This is a genomic window from Brevibacillus sp. AG162 (assembly GCF_006715575.1).
GTDB classification, from domain to species: domain Bacteria; phylum Bacillota; class Bacilli; order Brevibacillales; family Brevibacillaceae; genus Brevibacillus; species Brevibacillus brevis.
This window is the reverse complement of sequence record NZ_VFNO01000010.1, coordinates 118611-136763: the sequence shown is the minus strand read 5'-3', so window position 1 is coordinate 136763 and position 18153 is coordinate 118611. Positions and strand designations below refer to the sequence as shown.

General features: G+C 47.0%; 19 protein-coding genes and 1 riboswitch. Of the genes, 15 read left to right on the top strand and 4 right to left on the bottom strand.

Going from position 1 to position 18153, the window contains the following annotated elements:
* The first annotated feature begins 82 nt into the window (after positions 1–82).
* From panD to FB479_RS24580, 8 genes are all read left to right on the top strand, one after another.
* On the top strand, positions 83–475 hold the full coding sequence (panD, locus tag FB479_RS24615; RefSeq protein ID WP_106655425.1) for an aspartate 1-decarboxylase: 393 nt from the start codon (positions 83–85) through the stop codon (positions 473–475).
* 38 nt (positions 476–513) lie between these two features.
* Positions 514–1206: a YheC/YheD family protein gene (locus FB479_RS24610; protein WP_142067031.1), complete on the top strand. Its 693-nt coding sequence runs from the start codon at positions 514–516 to the stop codon at positions 1204–1206.
* Positions 1207–1395: 189 nt separating this feature from the next.
* The gene (gene brnQ / locus FB479_RS24605) at positions 1396–2739 is read left to right on the top strand and encodes a branched-chain amino acid transport system II carrier protein (protein WP_142067030.1); all 1344 of its coding nucleotides are present in this window, start codon (positions 1396–1398) and stop codon (positions 2737–2739) included.
* Between the two features lie 131 nt (positions 2740–2870).
* Positions 2871–4076, top strand: coding sequence for a DUF418 domain-containing protein (locus FB479_RS24600; RefSeq protein ID WP_106655422.1), 1206 nt, complete (start codon positions 2871–2873; stop codon positions 4074–4076).
* A gap of 221 nt (positions 4077–4297) precedes the next feature.
* Positions 4298–5710, top strand: coding sequence for an FMN-binding glutamate synthase family protein (locus FB479_RS24595; protein ID WP_142067029.1), 1413 nt, complete (start codon positions 4298–4300; stop codon positions 5708–5710).
* A 19-nt stretch (positions 5711–5729) separates the two neighbouring features.
* Positions 5730–6515 carry a YqjF family protein gene (locus FB479_RS24590; protein WP_142067028.1) on the top strand — a complete coding sequence of 262 codons (786 nt, stop codon included), beginning with the start codon at positions 5730–5732 and terminating at the stop codon, positions 6513–6515.
* A gap of 121 nt (positions 6516–6636) precedes the next feature.
* Positions 6637–7812, top strand: a complete 1176-nt coding sequence (locus FB479_RS24585; RefSeq protein WP_142067077.1) for an acyltransferase — start codon at positions 6637–6639, stop codon at positions 7810–7812.
* 61 nt (positions 7813–7873) lie between these two features.
* Positions 7874–8773 (top strand): DMT family transporter, encoded by a 900-nt coding sequence (locus FB479_RS24580; RefSeq protein ID WP_142067027.1) that lies wholly within the window; start codon positions 7874–7876, stop codon positions 8771–8773.
* A 135-nt stretch (positions 8774–8908) separates the two neighbouring features.
* On the opposite strand, the gene FB479_RS24575 is transcribed toward FB479_RS24580, so the two are convergent.
* A complete protein-coding gene (locus FB479_RS24575) occupies positions 8909–10216 on the bottom strand; it encodes an aminotransferase class I/II-fold pyridoxal phosphate-dependent enzyme (RefSeq protein ID WP_142067026.1) in 1308 nt (435 codons plus the stop codon).
* A gap of 179 nt (positions 10217–10395) precedes the next feature.
* Here FB479_RS24575 and def point away from each other — a divergent pair, with 179 nt between their 5' ends.
* The 3 genes from def to FB479_RS30640 all read left to right on the top strand — a co-directional run bounded on the left by def (position 10396) and on the right by FB479_RS30640 (position 12220).
* Entirely contained in the window at positions 10396–10923 is a 528-nt protein-coding gene (gene def, locus FB479_RS24570) for a peptide deformylase (protein ID WP_142067025.1), read from the top strand.
* Positions 10924–10953: 30 nt separating this feature from the next.
* Entirely contained in the window at positions 10954–11964 is a 1011-nt protein-coding gene (locus FB479_RS24565) for a homoserine dehydrogenase (protein ID WP_142067024.1), read from the top strand.
* Positions 11965–12064: 100 nt separating this feature from the next.
* Positions 12065–12220, top strand: coding sequence for a hypothetical protein (locus tag FB479_RS30640; protein WP_185746410.1), 156 nt, complete (start codon positions 12065–12067; stop codon positions 12218–12220).
* A 67-nt stretch (positions 12221–12287) separates the two neighbouring features.
* On the opposite strand, the gene FB479_RS24560 is transcribed toward FB479_RS30640, so the two are convergent.
* A complete protein-coding gene (locus FB479_RS24560) occupies positions 12288–13019 on the bottom strand; it encodes a CAP domain-containing protein (protein WP_142067023.1) in 732 nt (243 codons plus the stop codon).
* A gap of 7 nt (positions 13020–13026) precedes the next feature.
* Positions 13027–13183: riboswitch (cyclic di-AMP (ydaO/yuaA leader) on the bottom strand.
* Positions 13184–13267: 84 nt separating this feature from the next.
* Positions 13268–13612 carry a rhodanese-like domain-containing protein gene (locus FB479_RS24555; protein WP_255438608.1) on the bottom strand — a complete coding sequence of 115 codons (345 nt, stop codon included), beginning with the start codon at positions 13610–13612 and terminating at the stop codon, positions 13268–13270.
* Between the two features lie 425 nt (positions 13613–14037).
* Between FB479_RS24555 and FB479_RS24550 the strand changes: the two genes are divergently transcribed.
* Positions 14038–14241: a cold-shock protein gene (locus FB479_RS24550; protein WP_007729289.1), complete on the top strand. Its 204-nt coding sequence runs from the start codon at positions 14038–14040 to the stop codon at positions 14239–14241.
* A 169-nt stretch (positions 14242–14410) separates the two neighbouring features.
* Here FB479_RS24550 and FB479_RS24545 read toward each other — a convergent pair whose 3' ends face one another.
* Positions 14411–14857, bottom strand: coding sequence for a hypothetical protein (locus FB479_RS24545; RefSeq protein ID WP_106655413.1), 447 nt, complete (start codon positions 14855–14857; stop codon positions 14411–14413).
* A gap of 114 nt (positions 14858–14971) precedes the next feature.
* On the opposite strand from FB479_RS24545, the gene FB479_RS24540 reads away from it, so the two are divergent.
* From FB479_RS24540 to FB479_RS24530, 3 genes are all read left to right on the top strand, one after another.
* On the top strand, positions 14972–15712 hold the full coding sequence (locus FB479_RS24540) for a 2-phosphosulfolactate phosphatase (protein ID WP_255438624.1): 741 nt from the start codon (positions 14972–14974) through the stop codon (positions 15710–15712).
* Between the two features lie 80 nt (positions 15713–15792).
* Positions 15793–17382 carry a catalase gene (locus FB479_RS24535; RefSeq protein WP_142067021.1) on the top strand — a complete coding sequence of 530 codons (1590 nt, stop codon included), beginning with the start codon at positions 15793–15795 and terminating at the stop codon, positions 17380–17382.
* 146 nt (positions 17383–17528) lie between these two features.
* The gene (locus tag FB479_RS24530) at positions 17529–18104 is read left to right on the top strand and encodes a TetR/AcrR family transcriptional regulator (protein ID WP_106655410.1); all 576 of its coding nucleotides are present in this window, start codon (positions 17529–17531) and stop codon (positions 18102–18104) included.
* Positions 18105–18153 lie beyond the last annotated feature (49 nt).

Below are 18153 nucleotides of genomic sequence, written 5' to 3'. Positions count from 1 at the left end.
AGATTTCCATTCGCAGGTGGTTTCACGGACAATTCATCGCACATAGACTAATGTCATCGGTTTGGAAAGGAGTGAACCGCCTATGCAACGACACATGTGCAAAGGCAAAATTCACAGGGCGACAGTTACGCAGGCCGAACTGGATTACGTGGGGAGTATCACGATTGACGTTGCCCTCATGGATGCGGCAGATATCAAGCCATATGAAATCGTGCAAATAACCAGTCTGCGTAATGCCACGCGCTGGAAAACATACGCGTTACCCGGAGCATCGGGAAGCGGAGTCATCTGTCTGAACGGCCCACCTGCCCATCTATTCTCGCCAGGAGATCTGGTCATCATTTTGAGTATGGGCATGTACGATGAATCCGAGATCGAACAGCTCGTACCTAAGGTCGTGTTTGTGGACGAACAGAATCGCATCACGAAAATAGAGGAGCATCATCTGATAAAGAATGGAGAGACACTGCCATAAAACCGCCAAACGTAGGTAAATGGGGCAAGCATAAGCACATGGTCAAAGACGAATTTTTGCAGGAGTATTTGCCCAAAACCCGCGTGTACTCACCTAAAGAGCTATGGGAGTATGCAGAAGCGTTTACACACGTGATGCTGAAGCCTTCGGGAGGCGGCGGTGGGGCAGGAATTATTCAAGTAACGGCGCGAGGAGAAGAGAAGTATTTGGTTCATAGCGGGAGTCGTCGGCGTCTCGTGGACGGGAAGGAGGCCACGATCCGATACGTGGAATCGTTGTTTCGCCCAAAAACATACCTGCTCCAGCCACGTATCCCACTCGGTAGAATCAACGGCAAGCCTTTTGATGTACGTGTCATGATCCAGCGCAGGAGCAATAAGGAGCCTTGGGTCATAACAGGGTGGTGTGCCAAGGTTGCAGGTCCGGGCTTTGTCGTGACAAATGTGGCTCGCAGCCGTGGAAAAGTTTTGCCCATTCGCACGGCAATCAAGCTGTCGAATATAGAAGCGGTCCCGAATCTTTTGAGTGATATCCGCATGGTAGCTGCGGCGGTAGCTAAACGATTGGGAAGAGCCTATCCGACACTCCGGGAGATCGGTTTGGATTTAGGGATTGATGTGGATGGCAAACCGTGGATTATTGAAGCCAACTTCCGACCTTCTCTTTCTCTCTTTCAAAAACTGGAGGATCAGTCCTTTTACAAACGAATTGTCTCCATGCGAAAACGATAAGAGGAAAGCCACTTGTCGATGTTTATACGGTAAGATATGGGCAGGTGGTTTCCCTTGTTTTTTTACTTCCGACTATAGTGAGAAAAATGATAATGATCTTGCAATTGCAACTATGGCGTTGCTACTAGCTAAGGAACGCAAAAGTTGATAGAATGCCTCTCAATAAGGTGGGAGGTAATATACACGTCGATGATAACCTTGTCTAAGAAAGAAATGTTGCTGGTCAGTTTTATGCTGTTTTCGATGTTTTTTGGTGCGGGCAACCTTATTTTTCCACCCTATCTGGGTCAAGAGGCTGGTACCCATGTTTGGCTGTCGATTGCAGGCTTTGTATTATCTGCTGTCGGTCTTCCCATCCTTGGGGTGATTGCCATCGCAAAAGCAGGGAGCTTTTACCAATTGGCGAGTCGTGTTCATCCAAGCTTTGCTCTTATTTTTCCTATTTTGATTTATGTGTCGATTGGACCCGCACTTGCCATCCCGCGTGCAGGCAGTCTCGCGTATGAGATGGGAATGGCGCCGTTTTTGTCGGCACAAGCGGCTGAATCTACCTGGAGTCTTTTCCTCTACACGATCGTGTTTTTTGGCATTGTCTTTTGGTTCAGTCTGACTCCTTCCAAATTGATTGATCGCTTTGGGAAAATTCTGACTCCTGCACTGTTGACCATGATTGCATTGATCTACATCAAGAGCTTATTCACACCACTGGGTCCAACGGGTGTACCAGCAGGAAAATATGCCACCAATCCGGTTGTGCAAGGTTTTCTGGACGGGTATTTAACGATGGATGCTTTGGCTGCACTCGTATTTGGTATCGTGATCGCCAACACGCTGCGGAGCAAGGGAATCGAAGACAAAAAGCAACTGTCTGCGAATATGATCAAAGCAGGCCTCGGAGCAGGTATGTTGCTGACGTTCATCTATGTCATTTTGGGATTGCTGGGTTCATCCGGTGCCTCTTTAGGAAGGCCGGAGAATGGCGGTCTGCTTCTGACAGCAATCATGAGGCAGCTATTTGGGACAAGCGGTACGCTGATTCTTGGTGTCATCTTTACCGTTGCTTGCCTCTGTGTATCAATTGGACTCGTCACCTCTTGCAGCCAATACTTTCATGGGCGATTCAAAGGTTTGTCCTACAGAGGATGGGCGATCATTCTCTGTGTCCTGAGCATGGGAGTCGCAAACTTGGGACTATCCGAGATTTTAAGTGTATCTGTCCCTATTTTGGGTGCTATTTACCCAATTGCTATCGTGCTCATTTTGTTGGCGTTGCTAGAGCGCTGGATACCCGCGCATTCCTCTGTGTACATGACGACTGTCGCAGTTGTGACGGTTTTTGGTGTCGTGGATTTGATGAATCTTACGTTTTTTAATCAGAGCTGGAACGATATCTTGGGTGTCCTTCCGTTTTATAAGGAAGGCGCCGGTTGGATCATGCCAGCAATATTTGCTGGTTTTGTCGGTGTTCTGCTCGACTTTCGGAAAAGGACAAACCGCACAGGAACAGGAACAGCGGCTTCCACATCAAAATAAGGCAGCATGTAAGAGAGGGCTTCGTTTTTGCGAAGCTCTCTTGTTGTGGAAGAAGCATTTGTTACTTTTTTCGAGGTTCATTCGTATTAAAAGTGTTAAAGCCTAAGGAGCAGTTGAGGAGGTTCATTGAAGTGAAAGTAGCACCTGTTGCGGAAGGGGAGCGAATTCGGCAGCTAGATGGGATTAGAGGCTTTGCCCTCTTGGGAATCTTGCTGGTGAATATGCCGTCATTTTTGTATCCGATCATGTTCTTACCAGATGCAGGGATGGTCGATACCCATTCGGAAATGGATGGTTGGATACGGCTTTTGTTTAATATGTTTGTACAGACGAAGTTTTACACCATCTTCTCGTTTTTATTTGGGGTAGGCTTTTTTCTGTTTATGCATCGCGCCGAGAGCAAACAGTTGCCTTATCAGAGCCTGTTTACTCGCAGATTATTGGTGCTGCTGATTGTGGGGATGGCACATCTTGTTTTCCTCTGGTATGGAGACATTCTTCATACGTACGCCCTAGCTGGTTTTCTTCTGTTGCTGTTTTACCACAGGCAAGAGAAGACGATCAAAAGATGGGCGTGGACGCTCTTGATCGGTGTGCAGGCCCTGTCTGCTCTGATGCTGACCGTTCCAGAGGAACTCGTTCCTGTGCCAGACCAATCACCACTCATTCAAAAAGCTATCGATGCTCATACCAATGGGTCGTTCATCGAGTGGTTACAATTCAGGGTTGCTTACCAAATTCCGGTAGTTTTCTCTTTTGAGTTGTTTGTTATCCTATCTGTTCTGCCTCTCTTTTTATTCGGATTTCTGGCTGCCAAGCGGGGTGTATTTGAGAGGACGGAAGAATTTATTCCGGCCATTCGCCGCGTATGGTGGCTGGCGCTGGGCTTGAGTGTTGTGCTTGTACCGATGATTCCGCTTGTTCAATTTGGCATCGTAAAATTTCCAGCCTCGATCTCGATCGCCGTTCAGACATTTGTTACCTGGAGCGGTCTTAGTCTGTGCGCTTTTTACATCACGTCACTACTGCTTCTTTATCGGAAAGAGAGCGGCAAGCGCATGCTGAAGCATTTGGAACCGGTCGGCAGAATGGCGTTAAGCAACTATTTGAGCCAAACGATCATCGCTGTAGTGGTGGTGCGTGTTGGACATTTGTACGGAACGCCTGGGCTAGCTCTCGGATTGGTGTTTAGCTTGGTGATCTTCACTGCGCAAATCTTCGTTAGTCGCTGGTGGCTCGCTTACTATCAGTTTGGTCCGGCAGAATGGCTTTGGCGCTGTTTGACATACGGCAAATTTGTACCAATGAAACGAAAAGGAGGATCTCATGCGATTTGACACTCTCATGACAATTGCTGTCGTGCTTATGCTGACGTCCTGTTATTTTTATTTGTGGAATAGGCTTCGCTCGAAAACGTCCAGTTAATCTGGGCGTTTTTTTATCCTTCAGCGTCAGGGCAGGACTTAGGATAAAAGTGGCATGATTGGGGCAAAATTTTCCTATCTCACATAGCCGAGTAACAAGCAGCAGCGCTCTGACAGTAGGAAGGAGAAAGAGGATGGCTGGCAACTGGATTCCGTTTTTAATCGGCTCCTTTGTAGGATCGATGGCTGCACTCATCGTGGTGGGACTGGTTTTGATCTGTCTTTTTCGACCTCTCACCCAGTGGGTACTCGCCAGGTTCATGAAGCGCCTTATGTCAGACCGCTATCCGGAAAATATTTTTGAGATGGTCTCTGCAATGACCAAAGTCAGTCCACGCTACGTTTTGGAGAACAGCTTGCGTGCAACTACTGGACAAGCCATCGAACGTCCTTTCGGGAGTCCGCGCAAGTTCTTGAACTTTGATAGCCTGATTTTTTCTCCTGCACAGCTGGCCGTGCTGCCTTCGAGCGAGGATACAGAAGTGGATATGCAAATCACGATTGGACCCATGGCAAAAAAGCCGTTAACCTTGGACATACCGCTCATGGTAGGCGCGATGGGGTACGGTATCGGTGTGAGTGAAGATGTAAAAATCGCGATGGCAAAAGGTACGGCTGCAGTAGGGACTTTGACGAATACAGGGGAAGGTCCGTTATTACCGGAAGAAAGGAAATTCGCCAAGCATCTGATGATCCAATACAACTCGGGAAAGTGGGGGAAAGAGCCGGAAATTTTGCGACAGGCGGACGCCATCGAAATCCATTTTGGGCAGGGGGCGACTGCAGCTGCCGCGAGTTTTATCCCCGCTGAATATATCCAGGGAAGAGCTGCTGAAATCATGGGTGTTCAGGATGAAGAAATGATCGTCATTCCTTCGCGGCATCCGGAAGTATCGAAGCCGGAGGATCTCAAGAAGCTCGTTGACAATTTGCGAACAATAACAGATGGTGTACCGATTGGCGTCAAAATCTGTGCGAGTGCCATTCTTGAAAAAGACTTGGAGATCGCGATCAGAGCCGGTGTAGATTTTATCAGTATCGACGGCGGACAAGCGGGGACAAAAGGTGGGCCTCCCATCCTGGAGGATGATTTTGGTTTGCCGACGATTTATGCCCTGACCCGGGCGGTGCGCTATTTGAAGAAAAAAGGTGTGAAAGACCGAATTACCTTATTGTCTGGGGGCGGATATAACACCCCGGGTGAGTGCCTGAAAGCAATTGCTTTGGGAGCGGACGGCATATTTATGGGGACAGCTGTTTTATGGGCGATGACTCATGATCAGGTGACAAAAGCAATACCGTGGGAACCGCCGACTGAGCTGGTCACCTATCCAGGGAGCTTGAAAAACAAATTCGACCCCGATTCAGCCACGAAATACTTGGCTAACTTTTTCCTCTCGTTTGTGGATGAGATGGAAATAGCCATCCTCGCGCTGGGGAAAACATCTATTCGTGAAGTTACGGCTGCGGATATGGTCTCACTCGATGAGATGACGAGCAAAGTGACGAAAGTACCCCTTGCCTATCATTCATCCTCTTCCAGTTAAACAGCTTGATGATGTACGAATGGGAGGGATTCGTATCGAACAGAGGATCATCCAAATCAAATCGGCTGGACAGTATAACGGATGGACCATGACGCAGACGTGGGAGCATCTTCTTTTTTTACATTGGGCGATTTCCCCAACATCTATCAAAGCGCTGATACCAGCCGGACTTGAGCTCGATACTTACCATGGCAAGGCATGGATCAGCATTATCCCGTTTTTGCTGAGTGGCGTGCGTTTGCGTCGGATGCCATCCGTACCATTCACGACGACTTTCCCTGAAATCAATGTGCGGACGTATGTGAAGGCAAAAGGGAAGACGGGTGTGTATTTTCTTTCGCTGGATACGTCAAATCCGCTAGTAATCAAGATTGCGAGATTTTGGTACCGACTGCCTTATTATTCGGCCCAAATGGCTTTTCATCGCCAAGGGGATCGGATCGATTTTACCTCTCGACGTCTATCTGGTCTACCTCAGTCTCCCTGGTTCGAAGGCAGCTATCAGCCTCACGCTGACAGATTTTTCGCCAAAGAGGGAACGCTGATGCATTGGCTGACAGAGCGATACACGCTCTTTTGCACGTGTAACAGAACGAAGCAAATTATGTATGCAGACGTGGTGCATGAGCCGTGGCAGCTACAGGAGACAGCCTTTCATATTCGTGAAAACTCGATGACCGCAAACCTGTCAATTCCACTCACGGATTCTCCGCATCTAGCACTGTATTCACGTGGGGTACAAAGTCTGGTTTGGCCGATTCGCAGTTTAGCGGATCTATCTTCGGATCAGGGAGGTTATTCGTGACTGATACCTGTCCAAAGGGTATCAGTCTTTTTCGATTTGAGGCTTGCCAGACTGACTTTTGGTCGGTAAGATGGGAGGTAGCGCTTTTTTTCGTAAAACAGGAAGGATCTGGTATTTGATTATGGCTCGAAAAGAACGAATTGGTGAGTTGGATCTGATCCGGGCCTTTGCATTCTTGGCTGTGGTTTATCAGCATGTCATTGGTGTGTATATCCGTGAGCCGGGACTGACAGAGCAGGTGTCGATCGTCTACGGAATGTTGTTTCATTTGCTAAAATTCGCGGTACCAGCATTCATTTTCATCACGGGTCTTGTTTTGTTTTACAACTACGCCGAAAAAGTAAACTATATTTCCTTCACGCGTAAGCGGATAACGGAGATTTTGGTTCCGTATGGTATTTGGTCAGTGGTGTATCTTTACTTGATGGAGAGACCCTTGGGTGAGGGAGCGGCGTTCGTCTGGAATATATGCAAAAATTTCCTGACAGGGACATCCTCGTATCATCTGTGGTTCGTCGTGATGATTTTTCAGTTTTATCTTTTGTATCCGTTTTGGCAAAGAGTATTTGAACTTTTTCGCAGATTCGTGACAAGTCGCTTGCGTCTTGTTATCGCTCTTGGTGTGACTGGATTGGTTTATGGGGCCCTGATGTGGTTTTCAGCGCGGTACATTCCGGCGCACGGTTTCCGTTTCGATATGAATGGACTTGATACGTACTTCATCAAATACCGCGATCGAAATGCATTCTATTATTTCTATTACTTTTTGTTCGGTGGCCTGGTCGCCTTCACGTTGCCTGCATTTCGTGCCATCCTGAAAAGATACTGGCAATGGATCATCGTTTCAGTTGGTGCCCTGTATGCAGTCATTGGCTATGAACTTTTCCGTGATTCAGGGCAAGGTCAGATCAATTTAAACGTCGCGACATCTTTGAAACCGTCCATGTTCCTCTATACAATGGCTTGCTTATTGGCTGTGTACGCTCTTTGCCTATGGATGAGCAAAAAGCAGTCAAAATGGATACATTGGCTAGGACTCCTTGGGAAGTATTCGTATGGAGCTTATTTAATTCATGCGCTAATTTTGACTTACTTGATGAAGGTTTTACGCGAGCTTCAGCTTTTTCACATGGGCGTGTGGGGAAGTATGGCAGCATTCGTTTTGTGCTCTATTCTTTCTTTTGCCATATCATATGGGCTGGGAAAACTGCCGTTTGGTTCCTGGCTGGTGGGGGCAGCAGAGAAAAAGACAAAAAAGATTCCGTCCTCTCAAAAAGAATGGCAAAACGCAGGTTAATCGAAAGCAGCTTGGCCAGATGAAGAGAATAGTAGGAGGATGAAGGGAGAAGCGAGTCATCATGCTGTTTGCTTACATTCAGTTAGCCTTGGCTATGGCCCTGGTAGGAAGCAACATCTCCATCGGAAAAGAAATTGTTTTCCATGTTCCTGTGTTTTTGTTTTCGGAGCTGCGCTTTTTGCTTGCGATCATCATCCTATTGCCGCTGCTGGCTATGCGTGGAGAATGGAAAACGTCCTGGAGCCGTGAGGAAGGCAAGGTGTTATTCTGGCAGTCGTTTTTTGGCGTGTTGCTGTTTAGTATTTGCATGCTGTACGGCGTTCAATGGACGACTGCTACTGCAGCCGGTATCATTACGAGTACGGTACCAGCCTGCATCGCTTTGTTTTCGTTTTGGATTCTCAAGGAAAAATTACACGCCAACAGCTTAGTGGCAATCGGTTTTTCAGTAGGCGGCATCGGGTTCATTACGTTCACAGGAAGCGGAGGGGAGCAAAACTGGGTAAGCATGCTTGGCAATTTGCTCGTATTTTTTGCAGTCGTCAGCGAAGCGCTCTTCACGATTTTCGCCAAAAGACTTTCTGGGAAAATTACACCTTTTCAAATGACGGCTGCGATTAATGTCATCAGCTTTGTCTTGTTTCTTCCGTTTGCGATCTGGGAAAGCTTGCGGTTTGATTGGAGTGCCGTACCTGCAAATGTATGGTGGCTTCTTGTGTACTATGCGTTTACGGCCAGCGTCTTATCCTTTTTTCTCTGGTACAAAGGAGTGGAGAAGGTGGAGGCTTCCAAAGCGGGCTTGTTCACCGGTATGATGCCGATAAGTGCTGCTCTCGTGGCTGTCTTTTTCTTGAACGAAGCATTTACTTGGATGCACGGAATGGGGATGCTTCTGGTGCTAGCTTCCATTTTTATCGGGACACAGCAGCCTCGTCGTATACGTTCGTCAGTTGAAAGCTAATAGAAATAGCATGATGGAAAGATCTCGGAAACCCTCGCATGTATACTTCTTGGGTATCCGAGTCTTTTTTTTGAAAGAAAACGAAAAGCGCCCTGACACGAGGTCAAGACGCTTTCGCAATAGAGCTAGTTACATTTATTTGGTCAATGCATTTTCCAAATCTTTTACACCGCTGTAGACTAATTCGAACAAGTCCGCAATGTTCTCTTCTTCAATGCAAGAGAAAGCAATGCGCAAATCGGTTTGACCGAGAGCGATTGTACCGACGCCGTACTGTTCCAGCAAATGCTGGCGCAATGTTTCTGCTTCAACAGTCTTTAGCTTGAGGCACATGAAGTAGCCAGAGTTGAATGGATAGTAGGTCCACACGTCATCGTATTTACCGCTGTCGAGCACTTCCTTGGTGCGGTTGGCGCGGCCTTTCATGATATCGAATTTCTCCTGCTTCTGTGCTTTGTACTCCGGAGCAGTGATTGCTTGCAGGACAAACGTTTGGGAAGGATGGGATCCGCTGGAAAGAGTCGCGCGGATGATTCCCATTGTCTTCTGCTCCAAAGCGCTGAGCAAGTCGCTGGATGGAGATGCATACGTAATGAAGCCAACACGGAAGCCCCATACGTAATCCTCTTTGGTAGCCCCATCTACTTTTACAGGCAGAATACGCGGGTGAACGTCACACAGGCTAGCGAAGAGAGATTCGTGCATGGAATCCTCAAAGAACAGGCCGAAGTACGCGTCATCTGTCACCGCAACAATGTTGATTCCCGCTTCAGCGCCTTCTTTGAGTGCAGCGACGATTTGTTTTCCTTCCTCTGGACCTGGTGTATAGCCAGTTGGGTTATTCGGGAAGTTGAGTACGACGATGGCTTTCCCTTTGTCTTTTTGCGCGAGAATCGCATCACGCAAAGCAGCAGCATTAAACTCCATCTCGTCGTTATACAATGGGTAGTAGACCATTTCCGCACCACGGCGGATCGAAAAAGTGAGCTCGTAGTTTTCCCAGTTTTTGTCCGGGATGATGACACTGTCGCCGCTGTCAGCGAACAAGTCAGACACGATGCTCAGTCCATGCGTCAATGCGTTTGTAACGATTGGGTTACTAAACGTATGATTAGCCAGTGCAGGCTGTTCCTCGATCATTTTTTTACGCCATGCTGCACGCAGCTCAGGCTTTCCTGCTGGGGGAGCATATTCGTAAATGTCTTTTGGCTGGTAAGCAGACAGGTTATCCTGGATGACCTTAAGATGCATCGGTTGACCGTTTTCCAGTGCAATCCCGATGGTTGCGTTGTACTTTTTCGCTTTTGCTTTCGCTTCTGCCGACTGGCTGAGAATCCCCTCTTTTGGGAAATAAATCAGCTTGGCGATATTGGAAAGCATTTCATACACGTGCGGGTTTTCCCGTTGGATGGTTTCGTTCAGCGTTGATGCCAATGAATGCATGGTAGCCTCCCTCTTCATTTACAAACATCTTTCTTTACCAATAAAGATAGCGTATCTACATGCATTTGTCACCCTTGCCCAGCGGGATATTTCAGATTTTACGAGGTTTCTTTTGACAGCGAGGACCTGATTTGCTACCTTGAAATCGAAAACTGAGTGAATGCGGGAGGGAGAAGAAAATGGCTGAACGCATGATCGTTCGCCTGGGGGACCCTGTCTTGCGTGAAACTTCAAAAAGAGTACCAACCATTACTCCACAGGTTGAAAAGATTTTGGATGATATGGCCCAAACGATTTACGCGGCGAAAGGTCGAGCAGGTTTGTCTGCGATCCAGATTGGCATCTCGAAGCGCTTAGTTGTGATGGATTGCGGTAGCGGCTTGATTGAACTGATCAATCCGGTGTTGATTGAAAAATCAGGTGAGCAGGTAGGGGAAGAAGCTTGTCTTTCGATACCGGGTGTTTTTGGAATCGTTCGTCGGGCGAATTATGTCAAAGTTCAGACGTTGAACCGCCAAGGAGAAACCAAAACAATCGAAGCCGAAGAATTCCTTGCTCGGTGTATTCAGCACGAGATGGACCATTTGGAAGGAATATTGTTTATTGATCATACGGAAGAGCTCTACTATGTAAAAACAGGAAAGAAACTGAATCGCAAGGATCTGCACCGTATACAGGTTGCAAGTAGAAAAAAATGGTGGAAATAAACGGAGCATAAACAGCAAGGAGATTAACTCATGAAGCGTTGGAGTATTATGGTAACAGGCTTTGGAACAGTAGGACAGCAGGTAGCCAGACTGCTGGAGCAGAGACGGGAGCGGTACCGCGAGCTATATCAAGCGGATGTCAGACTCGTGGGAATCGTTCGTTCGGCTTCCGGCCTCTATGATGAGAACGGAATCGATTCAGGAATATGGGAAGACTATGCTCATACCAAACAAGCATGGGACCCATCATGGAACGCGCTGGAATTTATCAAGTCAGATCAAGCGGAAGTGCTCATCGAGGCTGGTCCATCTGAAAAAGAGGGAGGACCCGGCCTGACTTATATTCGTTATGCGTTGGAGAATGCCATGCATGCGATCGCGATTTCAAAAGGCGCGCTTGTTGTCGATTATGCTGGCTTAGCCGCTTTAGCCAAAAAACATGGCGTCGCGTTGAAAGTGAGTGGAGCAACAGCAGCAGCTCTGCCGACGATCGATCTTTTGCAGTATAATCTGGCAGGCTGTGAAGTAAAACGAGTCGAAGGCATTTTTACAGGAACGACTAACTTCGTGCTCACAAAAATGATGGAAGAGGGGCTCAGCTGTGCGGAAGCTGTCGAGTTGGCTCAGAAGATGGGGATTGCCGAGCCAGAGCCTTCTTACGATATCGATGGTTGGGATACAGCTTCGAAGCTTACGATCTTGGCAAACGCCGCTTTTGGCGCGCAAGTAAAACTGCTCGATGTCGCACGCGCAAGTATTCGCGAAATAACCTCGTTACAAATCGAGACGTGGAAAAAGCATTCGAAGATTCCCAAGCTGATCGGAACCATCCAAAAGGAAGCGAATGGCGCGGTTTCTGTCGCAGTTGAGCTTTGTGCAGTGGATCTTACCCACCCTTTTGCATCTGTATCAGGTACGACAAAAGCCATACGGGTAGTAACAGATGTCATGGGGGATTTATTGGTCGTTGGAGGAAAATCAGATCCTGTCGCGGCAGCAGCGGCTGCCTTGAAAGACCTTGAACATATCATTAGCAGATAGGTTCATTTGCATGTGCTTCCAGTGTTCCTTAGGAATGAGTCGTTTACAACAGCGAGCATAATAGAGATGCACCACCAAAAACGGCGAGGGGGCCATACGGATGAATCAATCGTCTGATGTCAATGCCGAGCTGCAGCAAGTATCTGCTTACCCAACCAAGCAAGAAATGAATCAAAAGGACGTTGCTTTGTTACATGAGCAGGAGGACAACTGCTGTACCCCCAAAAAGCAGGCGACAGAAGCGCAGCGGAAGTAACGTCTACACGAAAAAAGCCGGGTCTCGATTACGAGACACCGGCTTTTCGTTTATCTTGCAGTGTGTTCTATCCGATAAATTCTTGTACCCAGTAGCCATTTGTGAAGCCTACACCAATTTTTGTGAACGCAGGGTTCATAATATTTTGGCGGTGGCCTTCACTGTTCATCCATTGTGTCATCACTTCTTGAGGACTGCGTTGACCCATGGCGATATTCTCACCTGCAGTCGAGTACTGGATGCCAAATTGCTTCATCATATCAAATGGCGAACCGTACGTTGGGCTGTTGTGGTCAAAATAGTTGTTTGCAGACATATCTTGTGCTTTTGCCAACGCTACTTTGGACAGTGCTGCGTCCATTTGAACAGGCTTGAGACCTGCTTTTGCACGTTCTTGGTTTACCAAATCCGCGACTTGTTTCGCAAAATCACCAGCTTTTGCTTGATCCGCTTGATTTACTGGAGCAGCAGGCTGAGTGACGTTATTGCTAGGTTGCGCTGGTGCAGCATGAACTGGTGCTGGTTGAACCGGAGTTGGTTGTACCGGCTTTGCAGGTTGCATCGGCGTCATTGGCTGTTGTACTGGCATTGGTTGTCCAGGGGCAAAGCCTTGTTTTTGTTGATAGAAGTTCCAAAATGGTTGGGAATTTGGAGCTTTTTGGAATTGTGGCATATAATATTGGAACTGTCCGCCAGGAACAGGACAAGTAGAAGCAGCCGAAGCAGAAGTAGCGAAGCCTGTTAGAGCCAAGCCCAGACCAAGAGTCATCGCGATTGTAACAGAACCAAAACGTTTCATTAAACAAATCTCTCCTTTTTTTTGCCTACGAGGTTAGTTGTCGGATTCGGATTGAGGAAACAACCCTACGCCAGTTCGGCGATTCACCCCAATGTGGAATAGCTCATCCACAAAAAAGTCCCCCGCACTTCCTTTTCAGTAGGAAGTCTCGGCTTATTTCGTTTGGCATGAACAACGATATCAGACAATCCCAATCGAAATAAAGGAGTAATATATGGCAAATAGCTGGAAGCGTTGATGCATTAGGCTCATTTCGCTTCGTTTGATTGTTCCTTCCATGCGGTTATGCCGCCTACCAATGCATTTGCTTGAAAACCATGCTCACGTAGCAGAGCGGCAGCCTTTTGAGCTTTGTTACCTGTTGTACATACGGTAACGATCTGTACATTTTTCGCAAGTTTTTCGGTTTCTTCATCGAACGGCTTGTCCTGTTCTTTCATAAGAAGATAGGGAACGTTACGAGTCGGTGCATTTTCATGAACGAGGCTGCCGGTTATAAATTTTTCGGCGTCGCGTACGTCCAATAAAAGTACGGGCACTTTCTGTTTGAGCATTTCTGATAATTGAATGGTTGTTAACGTATGATTTTGCAATGAAATCCCTCCCAATGTTATTGTAACAGAGAACAGCTTCGCCCAGAATAAGGGAGAACTGTTGCTTTTATTGGACAACCATGGTAGAATGAGGTTGCTACTTGAAAAATTGATACCTAACATTCATCGAGGTGTATGCTGATGGATAACATTTTTGAATCCCCGATTCACACTGGCGCGGTCATCGGAGCCGCAAGGATGGAAGAGAGGAAGGGCTTTCATTGTTTTAGGTTTTCAAAAGGTTTTGTTTTTAATCTTGCAGTTCCGTCCTATGACATTCGCATAGTTGCTGAGTAGGTAAATTTCACATATCATGAAGGCGTATCATAGCACATGATCTGGTATTTCTTCATGATATGTGAGCTTTATTTGCTTCGGTAAATATGACTAGCATATTCAAATTGAATTTTTGGAGGTTTTTTTAAATGCAAACGAACGGAACAGTAAAATGGTTTAACGCAGAAAAAGGTTTCGGTTTCATTCAAGTAGAAGGCGGAGACGATGTATTCGTACACTTCAGCGCAATCCAAGGTGACGGTTTCAAAACTTTGGACGAAGGTCAAAAAGTTCAATTCAACATCGTTCAAGGCAACCGTGGCCCACAAGCTGAGAACGTAGTAAAACTGTAAGTCTCCTTTTAAAAGAAACTGTCCTTTCGAGGGCAGTTTCTTTTTGTCTTAGGACGTGGAAGCAAATAGGCGTTGGGTTCGTCCCCAGCGCCTTTTCCTGCTTGGGAATGGATTAAAAAAGGAACTATGGCTTCCCACCATAATTCCTTATTCTCTTCCTACAAAATATTTAAATACAAGTGTCGATTTCGATCGTTTGGAATTGACTGTCAAGAACGGTAAGACCAACAACTTGACCGCCGCCGATAGAAGTACGGCCATAAGTGGTGAGAAGGACATTTCCGTTGTTTTCTGCAACGGTAAGGCGAACTTCATAGTGGTTGGATGCGGTGACCAGCGCATTGAAAGCAGTGCGAGTATTCGCTGGGATAAATTGCGTGATGTCAAGCAAGGTGCTAACTGGATTGGTTTGCGTAACTGCAGTACCCCAGCTCAATACTTGCACACGTACTTCTACATCTTCTGTGTTCAGATTGACCAGGTCAAGGTGAGCGGTGAGAGCAACAGAGAGGTTGTTTTGCAAAATACCAGTCGTTCTCACAGTATTTCGTTTTGGGCGTCTGTTGCTTCTTCTTTCATTACCGCCTTGATCGTCGTCGTATTCGATTTCAGACATCCATGTTCACTCCATTCTTGTGTAATCTAGTGGGACAATAATACGATATTGTTTCTTGTCTTGATTTGTAACGGCGAACGTAAGGGGACGAGTACCTATTTTTGATAGAGGATGGTGGGGGTTTTGGGAGAAACGCCTGTATGTAAACAACTAGACTATGCGGCTCGCTTTGATTGGGGATATGAAGGGGTGGAACAGGTCGGGGCAGCTTCGGATATGATCGTCATTATCGATGTGCTCTCCTTCAGTACATGTGTCGATATCGTAACGGGACGCGGTGGTATCGTCTATCCTTATCAAGTAAAGGATGAGTCAGCTGTAGCATTCGCCAAACAAAAAGCAGCGCTGCTTGCTGGGAAACGTGGAGAACCAATCTCCCTTTCACCTGCTTGTCTGAAAACGATACCGCTGAGAAGTAGGTTGGTGTTACCCTCGCCAAATGGATCGACCTGCACCGTGTTGGCAAAGAAAACAGGGGCGAAGGTAATCGCTGCATGCATGCGAAATGCGCCATCTGTCGCCAGGTACATACAGCAGCAGAAAGGAACCGTAACGGTCATTGCTTGCGGTGAACGGTGGGGGAATGGAGCATTGCGACCCGCTATTGAGGATATGATAGCGGCAGGTGCATTGCTTCACGAATTGGAGGGATATCGATTGTCACCAGAGGCCGAAATAGCGGTGGCTGCCTTTCGATCGGCACAAGGTCATATTCCCGCTTACTTGCAGAAATGTGCTTCCGGCCAAGAACTGATCAGCATGGGGTACCCGGAAGATGTCGCACTTGCAGCACAATGGAATCGGAGCTGCACGGTTCCAGTCCTGAACAATGATTTTGCTTACGAAGCGATTTAATCTTTTCGCATAAAGAATCCCTCATTCGGTAACCATGGTTATGAACCATACATGAGAAAAACTGGACAGGGAGGATTCATATGGATGACAATAGCAAGTCCATCGACCAATCAGAAGAAAATATCCTGACGAATCGTCAAGGCCATCCGATCACAGACAACCAGAACTTGCGGACAGTTGGAAATCGCGGACCAACCGTTCTGGAGAATTACGACTTTCTTGAAAAAATCACACATTTTGATCGGGAGAAAACACCTGAGCGTGTCGTGCATAGCCGTGGTGCAGGAGCACATGGCTATTTTGAAGCGTATGGAACCGTAGGGAATGAGCCGATTTCTACGTACACGAGGGCAAAGCTGTTTTCGGAGCGAGGGAAAAAAACGCCTGTGTTTGTGCGGTTTTCTACGGTTATTCATGGGACACATTCGCCCGAGACATTGCGCGATCCACGTGGATTTGCCGTGAAGTTTTATACAGAGGACGGGAACTGGGATCTGGTTGGCAACAACCTTAAAGTTTTTTTCATTCGGGATGCGATGAAGTTTCCTGATCTTGTCCATGCGTTCAAGCCTGATCCAGTGACAAACATTCAAGATGTGGAACGGATCTTTGACTTCATCTCGAACACGCCAGAGGCCATGCATATGATTACGTTTTTGTTCTCCCCGTGGGGAATACCAGCGAACTATCGGCAAATGCAAGGCTCTGGCGTAAACACGTACAAGTGGGTAAACCACGAAGGAAAAGCGGTCCTGGTCAAATACCATTGGCAGCCGTTAGCGCAAGGGATTAAGAATTTGACACAAAAACAGGCGGAAGAGATCCAAGGGAAAAACTTCAATCATGCCACGCAGGACTTGTATGAAGCGATTGAGCGAGGAGAATATCCGGAGTGGGAAATGTGCGTCCAGATCATGAGTGATGATGATCATCCTGAGCTCGATTTTGATCCGCTTGATCCAACGAAAATATGGCCCGAAGATCAGTTCCCGTTTCTTCCTGTAGGCAAAATGGTTTTGAACAAAAACCCGGATAACTATTTTGCTGAGGTCGAGCAAGCAGCTTTTGGGACAGGTGTTTTAGTGGATGGACTTGATTTTTCTGATGACAAGCTACTACAAGGAAGGACCTTTTCCTACTCCGATACGCAACGTTATCGGGTTGGCGCGAACTATTTGCAGCTTCCGATCAACGCTCCCAAAAAGCATGTAGCTACCAACCAGGAAGGTGGTCAAATGCTGTATCGAGTCGATCGGACGCAGCGGCATATTAACTATGAGCCATCAACGATTGGCGGATTGCAGGAAGCCAAGCAAGCAGCTCCTGATCATCAGCCAGAAGTGGAAGGGAAGGTCGTTCGTCAAAAGATTGATCGCACCAACGATTTCAAACAGGCGGGAGAACGTTATCGAATCATGGAAGACTGGGAAAGAGAAGACCTCATTGCCAATCTGACGGATGCACTCCTCTCCTGTGATCCTCGTATTCAAGAGAAAATGCTTGGCTACTTCTCGCAATGTGACGAAGAGTACGGCGAGCGTTTGAAAGCAGGAATCGCACAGGGCAATGGCGGAAACAGCAAGGAGATGGGCGGACCGATGGGCGCAACGAATCCCGGAGCGGCTGTCAAGGAAGCCGAACAGAAGTCTCGTCCGTCCAAGCCTTACTGATGACCCCGGTGAACAATCAAGATTGAATGAACAGCGGAGCTTTGCCGAATCCATGGTAAAGCTCTTTTTTGTATCCGGTTGCATTTTTACCTAACAATCAGTAGGCTAAAACGTATGGGATCGATTTGCCAAAGGAGACGTCATTCATGTCAAAAGATAATAAAACACATCAACATATTGTAGATGCAGCCTTTCAATTATTCGCGGAGCATGGGATTGAAAAGACGAGCTTGACGATGATTGCTACAGAAGTAGGGATTACAAAGCCGGCGATCTACTACCACTTTGCATCAAAGGACGCACTTCTCGATTATTTGTTTGATCAACTGTTTGGAAACTATACATTCTCCCATTTTTTCACGGTTACGGATTTTACAGCTGACAATTTCGCGGAACTCCTTATCGAAACTGGCTTGAAGTTATTGCCGAGCGAGGAAGAGGATTATGCCTTTTTACGCGTCTTCAATCAATTTCTGCTGTCTGTCAGTCAAAAAGAGAAGTACCGTGACAAGTTGCGGCTGATGCAAGAAGATTTTTTGCAGGGCTTTACCTCCTTATTGGAGCGAGGGATAGAGTTAGGTGTCGTCCCACCTGATCGTGTCGTAGCAAAAGCTCATATTCTAGCGCTTGTCGTTGATAATATTAGTAACTACTTGCTGATGGGGATTGAGCTAGACCAGAGGGATATCTGGACTGAAACAGTGAGAAGCGTGCTAAAGTAATCGGAAAAAATAGTGACGCATTTCGAGTTGCCAGCGTCTTACAATTGTT

Coding starts and splice junctions, on each gene's coding strand:
- FB479_RS24560 (WP_142067023.1), bottom strand. CDS start 13,019: ATGAAACGTTTTGGTTCTGTTACAATCGCGATGACTCTTGGTCTGGGC.
- FB479_RS24575 (WP_142067026.1), bottom strand. CDS start 10,216: ATGCATTCATTGGCATCAACGCTGAACGAAACCATCCAACGGGAAAAC.
- FB479_RS24535 (WP_142067021.1), top strand. CDS start 15,793: ATGGATGACAATAGCAAGTCCATCGACCAATCAGAAGAAAATATCCTG.
- FB479_RS24565 (WP_142067024.1), top strand. CDS start 10,954: ATGAAGCGTTGGAGTATTATGGTAACAGGCTTTGGAACAGTAGGACAG.
- FB479_RS24590 (WP_142067028.1), top strand. CDS start 5,730: ATGGGAGGGATTCGTATCGAACAGAGGATCATCCAAATCAAATCGGCT.
- def (WP_142067025.1), top strand. CDS start 10,396: ATGGCTGAACGCATGATCGTTCGCCTGGGGGACCCTGTCTTGCGTGAA.
- brnQ (WP_142067030.1), top strand. CDS start 1,396: ATGATAACCTTGTCTAAGAAAGAAATGTTGCTGGTCAGTTTTATGCTG.
- FB479_RS24530 (WP_106655410.1), top strand. CDS start 17,529: ATGTCAAAAGATAATAAAACACATCAACATATTGTAGATGCAGCCTTT.
- FB479_RS24585 (WP_142067077.1), top strand. CDS start 6,637: ATGGCTCGAAAAGAACGAATTGGTGAGTTGGATCTGATCCGGGCCTTT.
- FB479_RS30640 (WP_185746410.1), top strand. CDS start 12,065: ATGAATCAATCGTCTGATGTCAATGCCGAGCTGCAGCAAGTATCTGCT.
- panD (WP_106655425.1), top strand. CDS start 83: ATGCAACGACACATGTGCAAAGGCAAAATTCACAGGGCGACAGTTACG.
- FB479_RS24550 (WP_007729289.1), top strand. CDS start 14,038: ATGCAAACGAACGGAACAGTAAAATGGTTTAACGCAGAAAAAGGTTTC.
- FB479_RS24580 (WP_142067027.1), top strand. CDS start 7,874: ATGCTGTTTGCTTACATTCAGTTAGCCTTGGCTATGGCCCTGGTAGGA.
- FB479_RS24545 (WP_106655413.1), bottom strand. CDS start 14,857: ATGTCTGAAATCGAATACGACGACGATCAAGGCGGTAATGAAAGAAGA.
- FB479_RS24610 (WP_142067031.1), top strand. CDS start 514: ATGGTCAAAGACGAATTTTTGCAGGAGTATTTGCCCAAAACCCGCGTG.
- FB479_RS24595 (WP_142067029.1), top strand. CDS start 4,298: ATGGCTGGCAACTGGATTCCGTTTTTAATCGGCTCCTTTGTAGGATCG.